We start from the raw sequence: 11,880 nt of genomic DNA, 5'->3' as shown, positions 1-11,880 counted from the left end.
TTATTTAAAGTCCGAGCTCTGCCATAAAGTCGTCATCTAAATCACTTGCTTTAGCAGCATCATCAGCAGCTTTTTGTTTTTCAGCTTTATGTTTCGCTTCGTTTTCGATGATGTCATCTGGGTCTATCGCTTCGACAATATCAAAGTCATGTAGCTTAATAAACTCAGTTTTATCCATCGCTAATTCTAAATAAAAGATATTTTGTTTACTGGTGGTAAATGTCACGCGCCGTGCTTGTGGTCTATCCATAGTGGTATCAACCGAAATTTGCACTTGCTTGTTAATCGCCATCATTTTTGGCTGATTTTGGGTGATTGAAGTGTGTAATTGCTCGCGCACTTTTGAAGTGAAATCACCAACGATTTGGTTCATCAGCTCACCCAATACATTTGACACGTCATCCGACAGGTGACTATGCGCAATCTCGTCTTCAGGCATCCCCATGCTGCGCATATAATCGTGATAAATTTCCATTGCTGCTTGCGAAGTAAAGTTAGTGATAACCAGCCCCGTAAAACCACCATCAAATAATACAAAACAGCCAATATCTGGTCGCATACAGGTGCGGGTAATCTTTTGCACCATGGCTGAATAGCTAATGCTGTTACCGCTGGCCGACGACAAAACGCCCGTTACAGAATGGCACAGGGTTGCCAATATATCATCAGTACTAATTACTTTACTTTTAGTCATTAAATGTCTCTTTTTATACTTGTTATTCATTATTCTAGCCAAGCTACTGAAATTATCACTGACTATCCAGCATAAAATGCTAAAATAGCCCTATTATTTTTCAAGAGACTGTTTGTGTGAACATAAAAGACAGCATTTATGCCACTGAGCAAGCGGTTAAAGACTTTAGCTTTGACCAACATGTAGTAGAAGTTTTCCCTGATATGATCCAGCGCTCAGTGCCGGGTTACGCCACCATAGTCAGTACTATGGGTAAATTGGCCGGTGAATACGCGCAAAGTAACTCAAATCTGTATGATTTAGGCTGCTCGCTGGGTGCCGTCACTTTGAGTATGCGCCGTAATATTCGCACTGATAATTGCCATATTATTGCCGTTGATAACTCACAGGCCATGGTTGAACGCTGTAAGTTACATTTACAGGGTTTTCGCTCAGAAGTACCTGTTACTGTGACCCTTGGGGATATTAACGAGCTAAATATCGAAAATGCCTCAGTGGTAGCGATGAACTTTACGCTACAGTTTATTCCACCTGCGCAACGCCTAGCGGTACTTGAAAAAATATACGCCAATTTAAAACCCGGCGGTGTACTGCTATTGAGTGAAAAAGTCAAAGGTGAAAACGAGCAATGCGACAATTTGCTGATTGATTTACACCATGATTTTAAACGTCATAACGGCTATTCAGAATTAGAAATTAGCCAAAAACGTACCGCAATTGAAAATGTCATGCGCCCAGATACATTAAACACTCACCTTAAGCGCCTTACTGATATTGGCTTTAGCCAAACCCAAGTATGGTATCAGTGTTTTAACTTTTGCTCGCTGGTAGCAATTAAGTAATTTAGGAAATATTCAATGTCTTTATGGTTTAACCAATTTTACGCCGCTATCGCACAAAGCCCACTGAGTCACTGGCTGGAAACGTTGCCTAGCCAATTAAAACACTGGCAAAATGAGGCCAGCCACGGTGATTTACCGAAATGGCAGAAAGTGTTAAAAAACTTACCTGAAGTGGCGACCAAACACGTCAATATTATCGACAAAGTTGAAATTGGTGCCCCTGGTGAAATGACTGAAGGCGAGCAAAAGCAAACCATTCATTTATTAAAACGCATGATGCCTTGGCGTAAAGGCCCGTTTAGTGTGCACGGTATTGAGATTGATACCGAGTGGCGCAGTGATTGGAAATGGGACAGATTATTACCGCATATTGAACCACTTAAAGGCCGCACGGTGTTAGACATCGGCTGTGGCTCAGGTTATCACTTATGGCGGATGCGCGGTGAAGGTGCTGAGTTTGTGGTTGGTATTGATCCGTCTGATTTATTTTTATGTCAATTTCAAGCCATTAAACACTTTAACCCAGACGAAAACGTACATTTATTGCCGCTAGGCGTTGAAGCGCTGCCTGAATTAAAAGCCTTTGATACGGTGTTTTCGATGGGGGTACTTTATCATCGTCGCTCGCCCATCGACTTTTTAGCGCAATTGAAAGCGCAGCTTCGCCCAGGGGGTGAGCTCGTGCTTGAAACCTTAGTCATTGAAGGCGACGAAAACACCGTATTCGTGCCCACTGACCGCTATGCGAAGATGCGTAACGTGTGGTTTATTCCCAGCACGGCAGCACTGAAACTCTGGATGGAGCGTGTTGGTTTTAAAGATGTACAAGTGAAAGACTGCGCTATCACCACACTTGCAGAGCAACGTAAATCAGATTGGATGGAAAACGAGTCCCTGATCGACTTTTTAGATCCAGACGATACCAGTAAAACGATTGAAGGCTACCCTGCACCACTTCGCGCTATATTAACGGCAAAGGCTTAGGCTCTATAAATTTTAAACCACTGCACTTTAGCGTCGAGGCAATCATCGACGCTAAAACAGTCACCTATAACCTATTCCCTAGCGCCTTTATCTCATTATACGGACAAGTGTCCTTGTCAATAATAGTAAACTCATATTTGAACTAGCCGCGCCCTTGCAATTGTTGTAAAATACGCGCGTTTCTAAGCATACACATGCAAAACCATGCAACTTTTTTGAGGAAATCCTGTGAGCGAACAAAAACAGTCTCTAAGTTATAAAGACGCGGGCGTAGATATCGATGCCGGTAACGCACTTGTTGAGCGTATTAAAGGCGTAGTTAAAAAAACCCGTCGTCCTGAAGTTATGGGCGGAATTGGTGGCTTTGGCGCACTTTGCGAAATCCCAGCTGGTTATAAGCAACCAGTTTTAGTTGCAGGCACTGATGGTGTTGGTACTAAGCTTCGTTTAGCTATTGACCTTAAAAAACACGATACGGTAGGTATCGATTTAGTTGCAATGTGTGTGAATGACCTTATCGTTCAAGGTGCTGAGCCATTATTTTTCCTAGATTACTATGCAACGGGCAAACTTGATGTTGATACTGCCGCAGACGTAGTAACAGGCATTGGTAAAGGCTGTGAGATCTCAGGCTGTGCATTAATTGGCGGTGAAACTGCTGAAATGCCAGGTATGTACGAAGGCGAAGATTACGACATGGCTGGTTTTTGTACTGGCGTAGTTGAGAAAGCCAATATCATCGACGGCACAAAAGTAGCTGCTGGTGACCAACTAATCGCGCTTGCATCTAGCGGCCCGCATTCAAATGGTTTTTCTTTAATTCGTAAAGTACTTGAAGTATCAAATGCTGATACAAGCGCTGAATTTGAAGGCAAAACATTAGGCGAGACACTGCTTGAACCAACACGCATTTACGTTAAACCATTACTTGAGCTATTCAAGCAAGTTGACGTGCATGCTCTTTCGCACATCACCGGTGGCGGCTTTTGGGAAAACATCCCACGCGTATTACCTGAATCTGCAAAAGCAGTTGTAAAAGGTGATAGCTGGCAGTGGCCTGGTATTTTTAACTGGTTACAAGAAAACGGTAACATCACCACCCACGAAATGTACCGCACATTTAACTGTGGTGTGGGTATGGTATTAGTAGTCCCTGCTGACAAACTTGAGCAAAGCTTAAGCATCTTAAAAGAGCTTGGCGAAAACGCATGGCACCTTGGTGAAATTCATGATGCTAAAGCGGGCGAAGAGCAAGTAGAAATCCTAGGCGGCCGTGATTAATGGTCCCTGCTCGTCTAGTAGTCTTAATTTCAGGTAGTGGCTCAAATTTACAAGCCATCATTGATGCCTGTAATAACGGCGAGATCAACGCAAACATAGCGGCTGTCATTAGCAATAAAGCAGACGCTTATGGCCTTGAGCGAGCAAAACAAGCGGGCATTGCAACAGCAGTGCTTAGCCATAAAGATTTTGACTCGCGCGAAGCCTACGATGCAGAGTTAATGCACGTTATTGATTCTTTTGCACCAAATCTAGTTGTATTAGCTGGGTTTATGCGTATTCTTACTCCTAGCTTAGTGCAAAAATTTAAAGGAAAAATGTTGAACATTCATCCTTCTTTGTTGCCTAAGTACCAGGGGCTGAATACCCACCAAAGAGCAATTGATGCAAAAGACGACGTTCATGGCGTAAGTGTACACTTTGTTACTGAAGAATTAGACGGTGGTCCGGTAATTCTTCAAGCCAAAGTTCCTGTGCTGGCAGAGGATACTGCCGATACACTTGCACAACGCGTGCACGCGCAAGAGCATATAATCTATCCTTTGGTGGTCAAGTGGTTCAGTGAACAACGACTTACTATGGAAGCAGATTATGCAGTTCTTGACAAAAAACAACTTCCTGCACACGGTGCGCACTACCCAGAATAAAAAACAAAGTGCCTTGCTATTTTGTGCAGGCACTTTATTACTTCCTACTGGTTTAATGGCTGGTGAACTCACTCAATTTGAAGCCAACTATGATATTTTGCGCAAAGGCGAAAATCATGGTCAAGGTGTACGCACATTAAAAAAACTAGCTGATAACAGCTATCAAGTTAGCTATCACAGTGATATTGAGTGGATGATCTTCTCAGACTCACGCAAAGAAACATCAAACTTTACCTACACTGACGAAAAAGTAACGCCTGTCAGCTACAGTATGATCCGCACAGGCACTGGCCCTGATAAAGAATATACACTGCAATTTGATGGCACTAAAAAGCAAATTAGTAGTAGCGAGAGTAAATACCCACTCGAATGTCAGTGGAGTGATCAATTTCAAGATTCAATTTCATACCAAGTACAAGTACGTGAAGAGCTAAAGATGGGTAAAACCAGCTTTTCCTACCCACTGGTGGATAAAAAAGGCAACTGCCGCGACTACAATTTTGAAGTGGTTGGCAAAGAGATGATCTCATTACCTATTGGTAATATTGAAGCGGTAAAAGTTAAACGTCTTTACGATAACGACAAGCGTCAAGCGCTTGCGTGGTTCGCCCCTGAAATGGACTACATGTTAGTGAGAATGTGGAAAGGCGAAAAAGGCATGGAACAATTTGAAGTACAACTTAAGTCATTCACAGTAACCAGCCCTGTTGCGTTACCTAACGCTGTGAACAGCGAAATAGCCCCAGAGTAAATTGGCATAAGATTCAAGATGAAAGGCTCAAGTATGACAATCATAACTTGGGCTTTTCACCTTATGACTTATAACTAATCCAAACTTTAAAACTGACGGCTAAATTAACTCACCCATTTTAAACAGTGCAAATTCACCGGGCGCCATTTTTTGCCAGCGCTCATCGTTGGTCAATGGCCGAGTGGCGATCACAGTTACCACATCATTTGGCGTGGTTTCTTGTTGAAAATCCACCACCATATCCGCATCAATCAAGGTCGCTTTACCAAACGGCGCACGGCGCGTGATCCAATGCAAGTTATTAGTACAATACGCTAACACATACACGCCATCAGTCAGCAGCATATTAAATACCCCTTTTTCACGTAACGTGTGTGCAAGCTTTGCCGCATAACGAAACACTGACGCCATATTAGCTGGACGTTTCGGGTATTTTTCACGAATTTGATCGAGTAACCAACAAAACGCCAGTTCACTGTCGGTATTACCCACTGGCCGATAGTATTCCGGCTTTAAATCATGATAATTAGAAAGCTGGCCATTGTGTGCGTAAGTCAGCTCCCTGCCCCACAACTCACGGGTAAACGGATGCGTATTTTCAAGACAGACACGACCCCGGTTACCTTGGCGAATATGGCTTATCACCGAAACACTTTTAATGGGATACGCCTTAACTAACTTAGCAATCTCAGATTGGCAGCTAGGCTCAGGATCTTTAAAAGTACGACAGCCCTTGCCTTCATAAAAAGTAATGCCCCAGCCATCTTTATGCGGGCCTGTGTTACCACCGCGCTCTAACAGCCCTGAAAAGCTAAAACAAATATCCGTAGGCACATTCGCCGACATGCCAAGCAACTCACACATAAAATAAATTAACCTTTAAACTATTCTTATACTTTTAAAATACTGCTTTTTAAAAAGAGTAAACCCGTAACGCAGGCCTTAGCTGCATTGTTAAACATAAGCTGCGGCAAGGCAAGCAAGAAAAACTTAAATGCATGGCTTATTGTTTTCTTAAAAACCATACAGACTAATTGCTGCTTTAGCAGTATGCTGAGGTATACAGCGTGTAAATTGTAGTCTCTGATATTTTCACTAAGCTACTTGATAATTATTCGCTCTAGCGCTACTCTAACCAAAGGTGGTCTGACCTCTATTAAGGATTGAATACATGACACTCATATTTGTACTTGGTTTAATCGTGTTGCTTAGCATCGCGAGTTACCACAGAGCGAGCTGGAATACTGCCCTAGGCGTTTCCATCGCAACACTAGTTATTGGTACCTTTGCAGGTGCTTTTGGCGCTATCAGCTGGTTGATCTTTTTGCTCATCGCAGTGCCGTTATCTGTTACTGGTATTCGCCAGCAATACATCATTAAACCTATTTTTGCCGCGTTTAAAAAAGTAACGCCAACCATGTCTGACACTGAAAAATCAGCGATTGATGCCGGTACAACCTGGTGGGAAGCCGATTTATTCTGTGGTCGCCCTGATTGGAATAAGCTACATCAATACCCTATGCCAAAACTAACGATCGAAGAGCAAGCCTTTATCGATGGTCCAGTTGAAGTGGTATGTAGTATGTTAGACGATTGGGAAGCAACCCATGAACTAACTGATTTACCGCAAGATGTTTGGCAATATCTAAAAGATAATAAATTCTTTGCCATGATCATTAAAAAAGAATATGGCGGCCTGCAATTTTCTGCCTTTGCACAATCGTGTGTACTACAAAAGTTAACCAGTAAATCAACCCTGCTTTCATCAATTGTCGGCGTTCCTAACTCATTAGGTCCAGGAGAATTACTGCAACACTATGGTACTAAAGAACAAAAAGATCATTACCTACCACGTCTTGCCAGTGGCCAAGAGATCCCCTGTTTTGCGTTAACCTCACCAGAAGCAGGCTCTGATGCCAGCGCCATTCCTGATTACGGGGTTGTTTGTAAAGGTATGTGGGAAGGTGAAGAAGTCGTTGGTCTTAGCCTTACGTGGAACAAGCGTTACATCACCCTTGCACCTGTAGCAACTGTACTTGGCCTTGCCTTTAAAATGCAAGATCCAGACGGCTTACTAGGTGACACCAAAGAGCTTGGTATTACCTGTGCGTTGATCCCAACGGATATGCCAGGGATTGAGATTGGTCGTCGTCACTTCCCGTTGAATGTGCCGTTCCAAAATGGCCCGACTCGCGGTAAAGATATTTTCGTACCACTTGATTACATTATTGGTGGCCCTGAAATGGCAGGCCAAGGCTGGCGCATGCTGGTTGAGTGTTTATCAGTTGGCCGTGCAATCACGCTACCATCAAACTCTGTAGGTGGTATTAAAACCATCGCCCTTGCCAGTGGTTCATATAGCCGTATTCGTCGTCAGTTCCGTTTACCAATTGGTCAAATGGAAGGGATCGAAGAGTCACTTGCAAAACTTGCAGGTTACGCCTACAGCTCAGATGCAGCGGTAAGCATGTCTACCGGTGCGGTTGATTTAGGTGAAAAACCGTCGGTGGTATCGGCGATTATTAAATATCACTTAACTGAGCAAATGCGTGATTCAACTATCCATGCGATGGATATTCACGGTGGTAAAGGCATCATGCTTGGGCCAAATAACTACTTAGGTCGTGGCTATCAAGGTGCGCCGATTGCCATTACCGTTGAAGGCGCCAACATCTTGACCCGTAATATGATTATTTATGGTCAAGGTGCCATTCGCTGTCATCCATTCGTACTCACTGAATTAGGTGCCTGCGATATTGAAGATCGTGAAGAAGCGCTGGCAGTATTCGACAAAGCCTTAATGGGTCACATTGGCTTTACTATCTCAAACTTAGTGCGTACTAAGTGGATGAGCTTTACCGGTGCTCGCTTTGCAAGTACGCCATTTAAAGATGAAACAGCCGAGTTTTACCGCACCGCTGCGCGCTTTAGTGCATCACTTGCATTGATGTCTGACATCAGCATGGCGGTATTTGGTGGTTCATTAAAACGTAAAGAACGTATTTCAGCCCGTTTAGGTGATTTACTAAGTTACCTTTATTTAGTATCTGCAACACTGAAACGTTATAACGACGAAGGCCGTAAAAAAGAAGATTTAGCACTGGTACAATGGAGCTGCCAAGATCATCTTTACCATTGCCAACGTGCACTGGCTGATTTAATTAACAATATGCCATCAGCGCCGCTACGTGCCGCACTTAAGCTCATGTTGTTCCCATTTGGCCGTCCGGTGCGTAAACCGACTGACAAACTTGAACATAAACTAGCGCAAATTTTACAAGTACCGAGTGAAACCCGTAATCGTTTAGCAAGCTATGTATACTTGAAAAATGAGCCGCTTAACTTAGTGGGTCGCCAAGAGCAAACGCTTAAAGACGTGCTAGCCGTTGAGCCATTGTTTGATAAGGTATGTCGTGAAAAAGGCGTGAAACTGCCTTTCTTCCAGCTTGATAAAGTCGCGCAAATGGGCCTTGAAGCAGGTATTTTAACGCAAGCCGAAGCAGATAAACTAGCTGAAGTTGAAAAAGCCCGTTTAGCTGTGATTAACGTTGACGACTTTGACCCTGCAGATCTACTCGCAGGCAAAGCCGCACGTAATAACACGGCGAAAAAGGCGGATGCTGCTTAACGTATTACATTAACGCAGCCAACAGCCCACCTGTTGTGATCATCCAAACCAGCGCATAATGCGCTGGTTTTTTTTGTGCTATATATAATTGTAATCCACACCAGCCAACACTCAGGCTTAGCAATAACCACTCTATTTGAGCGACAAACAACAGATAGCTGATCAAGGTTATCAAAAGGAATAGGCAACTTGGCACAAATTGGCTAATAAAAAACAGCCGCGATTGGTTATTTGCTTGAAAAAATAGCTGGTACTTATCATGTAGCTTGCCACAATCAAATTGCAGTGAGCTGGTAAACAACACCATAAAAGCGGTGGCTATCACGCTAAATATAGCCGCTAAATCAGCACGCTCATGCAGTAACGTAGTGATTGCCATAAACACACACAACAATAATGCTACTCGCCATACTAATACCCAGCTATGTTGAATAAAAAAGCTTAGCCAAAAAGTAAACAATGAATTGACCGATAATCGGTCGCTCAGCGAAAATGCTGGCAACAACATGCTCAGCGCAAATAATATAATAAAGCCACAGTGATAAGCTAACGGCGCTATATTAATTGGTAACAAGACTAAAATAGCAGTGAATACTAAGCCATATATTAACGCTCTTGGCTTGTACAAACACAGCACGCCTAAGCCAAACTGCAGTAACATAAACAGCACAAAATGCGGTGCTCTTAGCCATTGTGATAAGGTTAAATCCAGTGCAATAACTGCACTTGCTAGCAACCAGCCATTGCTTAAAAGTAATAGTTTTATATCCATTAACTTAAGCCAGTTTGACCTTACAATCGTACGTTGGAAGAGCCGTTGCTGACTATTTTTAATGGCTGATTTCATCGCACTGAGCATCACGCTTTGCAGTAATAGATACAGCCACGCCATTTGGGCACCATATTGCGGCGCATCACTGCTGTCGATAATTTTGCCCAGTCCTAAAAATAATAGCAAAATCATACCAAGCATGGCAGAGCCAAGTACCACTAAGAATAATAAACCAAAGTTTTTTAGTTGCAGTAGTAATTGTGTCAGCTCAATTTTATAGGCCTGATAACGATACTCCATAAATGCGCGATATTGTGCCATCACCAGCTTAATAGCTAACTTGCTCATAACGCCATACACTCAAAGCCATGTTCAATAAACGGCGCCGGTTCATGGCAAGTGATAATGATTTGCCCATGCGCTTTATCAGCTAAGTAATCATCAAGCAAACCAAGTAAATATTTAATGCTAGCTTGATCAAGCGCTGCACTGGGTTCATCGAGTAATAAATACGGCGCACCGCGCATTAAAGCTAAAATTAACTGACACTTTTTTTGATTACCCGAGGACAACGCATCAAAACGAGTGTCTAAAAACGCTGTAAAATTAAAGCCGCTGATAAGCGCTGTCGGCCAAGCGCAACCTAAACTACTAACCGTTAACTTGATAATTTGTTGCGCGGTTAAAAATTCAGGCAGCGCGATACGATCACTGGCAATAGCCACCTGTTTATAAGGTTCAGGCAGCACCTTGCCTGCAAATAATATTTGCCCACTTTGTGGTTGCTCAAGTCCAGCAAGTATCATTAGTAGCGTAGTTTTACCTTGGCCGTTTGGCGCTTCAATACATACTCTCGGTACTGTAAAGCTGATGCGGTAATCTTTATAGAGAATGTTTTGGGCAAATTGCTTATGTAAACCACTAACTTCAATCATCACTTTCCTTTTATATGAGAGAGCCTTTTATATAAGTGAGCATTATAACGCGAGCGGTATTTTTGACGAGATAGGCTTTGTAACACTTTGTTGCAGTTAAAATCAGCCAAAAACTTGCGTTTAAATAGGGTTCGGGCAACACTAAAATCGGTAAAAATATGATTAGATAACAATAAACCAAGGAATCGACTATGAACAACAGATTGAAATTTGCCGCACTCGCCTGTGCAATCAGTATTGCCTTGAGCGGTTGTAGCCAATCAACCTCAACGACAGCCGTCGCCACAGTACAATCGCAGCAAACTCAGCAAGTTAACACCTACAATGCAAAAACTTTCTTTGATACCACCGCAATTATGGGCAGTAGCTTTTCACCGAGTGGCGATAAAGTACTGGTAAGCTCTGATGAAAGTGGTATTTACAGCTTGTATGAAGTAGATGCAACCACCGGCGATAAAACCCGTTTAACCAATTTTGCAGACAGCACCTACCCTGTGCGTTATTTTCCCCATGATGAACGGGTACTATTTACCAAAGATTCAGGTGGTAATGAGCGCTTTCACGTTTACGTGCGAGAGCTTGACGGCACAACCAAAGACTTAACTCCAGGCGATGAAACTCGCGCACGCTTTGCAGGATTTACACAAGATGGCAGCCAGTTTTTTATTACCAGTAACCAGCGCGATGCTAAATTTATGGACTTATACCGCGTTGATAGTAAAACCTATAAAATTACCCCTGTTTATCAAAACACCCTAGGTTTAGATGTCGGTGCGATCAGCCCTGATGGTCGTTATATTGCGCTATCTAAAAATAACACCAATAAAGACAGCGATACCTTTATTCTTGATACTTATAAAAAGACCCTCAAGCCACAATTAATTTCTAAACACGATACTCCTGCTCAATACGGCCCTGAAACCTTCTCAGCCGATAGCAAATCTTTATATTACTCTACAGACGCTAAAGGCGAGTTTTCACAAGTGTGGCGCTATGACTTAGCCTCAGGCGAACACAGCCCTGCATTAAAAGATGACTGGGATGTCAGTTTTATTTATTTTTCTAAATCGGGCCGTTATCAAGTCAGTGGCGTCAATGCCGATGCCAACACCAAAGTAACAGTAATAGACACACAAACAGGTAAAGAGATTGCAATGCCTCAGTTACCCGCAGGTAACTTACGTGGGGTTAACTTTTCTGCAAATGAAAAAAGGTTTTACCATAGCCGGAACTGCCACGGTTATTAACCGCAAAAATAGCATAACCATGATTGACTAAATGTTGTTGCATCGCGCTGTAACCGGTGCGACTTTGCCCACCTGGGCCGCCATGCACCCAAATAAGCG

Annotated in this window: 11 protein-coding genes and 1 pseudogene; 7 read left to right on the top strand and 5 right to left on the bottom strand. The window is 42.9% G+C overall.

The window, feature by feature from the left end; translation table 11 throughout:
• Positions 1 to 4: 4 nt before the first annotated feature.
• Positions 5 to 694 (bottom strand): DUF3334 family protein, encoded by a 690-nt coding sequence (locus ENH88_RS10145; protein ID WP_304182145.1) that lies wholly within the window; start codon positions 692 to 694, stop codon positions 5 to 7.
• Between the two features lie 116 nt (positions 695 to 810).
• Here ENH88_RS10145 and cmoA point away from each other — a divergent pair, with 116 nt between their 5' ends.
• The 5 genes from cmoA (at position 811) to ENH88_RS10120 (ending at position 5,199) form a co-directional block, all read left to right on the top strand.
• Complete coding sequence (gene cmoA / locus ENH88_RS10140; RefSeq protein ID WP_304182144.1) at positions 811 to 1,536, top strand: carboxy-S-adenosyl-L-methionine synthase CmoA; 726 nt, start codon at positions 811 to 813, stop codon at positions 1,534 to 1,536.
• Positions 1,537 to 1,551: 15 nt separating this feature from the next.
• Positions 1,552 to 2,520, top strand: coding sequence for a tRNA 5-methoxyuridine(34)/uridine 5-oxyacetic acid(34) synthase CmoB (cmoB, locus tag ENH88_RS10135; RefSeq protein ID WP_304182143.1), 969 nt, complete (start codon positions 1,552 to 1,554; stop codon positions 2,518 to 2,520).
• A gap of 228 nt (positions 2,521 to 2,748) precedes the next feature.
• Positions 2,749 to 3,801 (top strand): phosphoribosylformylglycinamidine cyclo-ligase, encoded by a 1,053-nt coding sequence (gene purM, locus ENH88_RS10130; protein ID WP_145242360.1) that lies wholly within the window; start codon positions 2,749 to 2,751, stop codon positions 3,799 to 3,801.
• A complete protein-coding gene (purN, locus tag ENH88_RS10125; protein WP_304182142.1) occupies positions 3,801 to 4,448 on the top strand; it encodes a phosphoribosylglycinamide formyltransferase in 648 nt (215 codons plus the stop codon). The genes purM and purN overlap by 1 nt, the downstream gene beginning before the upstream one ends.
• A 55-nt stretch (positions 4,449 to 4,503) precedes the next feature.
• Positions 4,504 to 5,199: a DUF3108 domain-containing protein gene (locus ENH88_RS10120; RefSeq protein ID WP_304182177.1), complete on the top strand. Its 696-nt coding sequence runs from the start codon at positions 4,504 to 4,506 to the stop codon at positions 5,197 to 5,199.
• Positions 5,200 to 5,298: 99 nt separating this feature from the next.
• Here the strand turns inward: ENH88_RS10120 and ENH88_RS10115 are convergent, their stop codons facing one another.
• Positions 5,299 to 6,063: a class II glutamine amidotransferase gene (locus tag ENH88_RS10115; protein WP_304182141.1), complete on the bottom strand. Its 765-nt coding sequence runs from the start codon at positions 6,061 to 6,063 to the stop codon at positions 5,299 to 5,301.
• A gap of 307 nt (positions 6,064 to 6,370) precedes the next feature.
• Between ENH88_RS10115 and fadE the strand changes: the two genes are divergently transcribed.
• Positions 6,371 to 8,827, top strand: coding sequence for an acyl-CoA dehydrogenase FadE (gene fadE / locus ENH88_RS10110; RefSeq protein WP_304182140.1), 2,457 nt, complete (start codon positions 6,371 to 6,373; stop codon positions 8,825 to 8,827).
• 4 nt (positions 8,828 to 8,831) lie between these two features.
• Here the strand turns inward: fadE and ENH88_RS10105 are convergent, their stop codons facing one another.
• Both ENH88_RS10105 and ENH88_RS10100 read right to left on the bottom strand, forming a co-directional pair.
• Positions 8,832 to 9,947 (bottom strand): DUF6136 family protein, encoded by a 1,116-nt coding sequence (locus ENH88_RS10105; RefSeq protein ID WP_304182139.1) that lies wholly within the window; start codon positions 9,945 to 9,947, stop codon positions 8,832 to 8,834.
• Complete coding sequence (locus ENH88_RS10100) at positions 9,944 to 10,534, bottom strand: ABC transporter ATP-binding protein (RefSeq protein ID WP_304182138.1); 591 nt, start codon at positions 10,532 to 10,534, stop codon at positions 9,944 to 9,946. Before ENH88_RS10100 ends, ENH88_RS10105 begins: the two co-directional genes overlap by 4 nt.
• 191 nt (positions 10,535 to 10,725) lie before the next feature.
• On the opposite strand from ENH88_RS10100, the gene ENH88_RS10095 reads away from it, so the two are divergent.
• Positions 10,726 to 11,781: a hypothetical protein gene (locus ENH88_RS10095; RefSeq protein ID WP_304182137.1), complete on the top strand. Its 1,056-nt coding sequence runs from the start codon at positions 10,726 to 10,728 to the stop codon at positions 11,779 to 11,781.
• On the opposite strand, the pseudogene ENH88_RS23210 reads toward ENH88_RS10095, so the two are convergent.
• Positions 11,735 to 11,880, bottom strand: a pseudogene (locus ENH88_RS23210) (alpha/beta hydrolase family protein); the annotation flags it as partial. The gene ENH88_RS10095 and the pseudogene ENH88_RS23210 overlap by 47 nt on opposite strands.

The organism is Pseudoalteromonas prydzensis (assembly GCF_011050055.1).
Classification (GTDB): Bacteria; Pseudomonadota; Gammaproteobacteria; order Enterobacterales; family Alteromonadaceae; genus Pseudoalteromonas; species Pseudoalteromonas prydzensis_A.
This window is presented reverse-complemented; position numbering and strand designations above follow the sequence as displayed.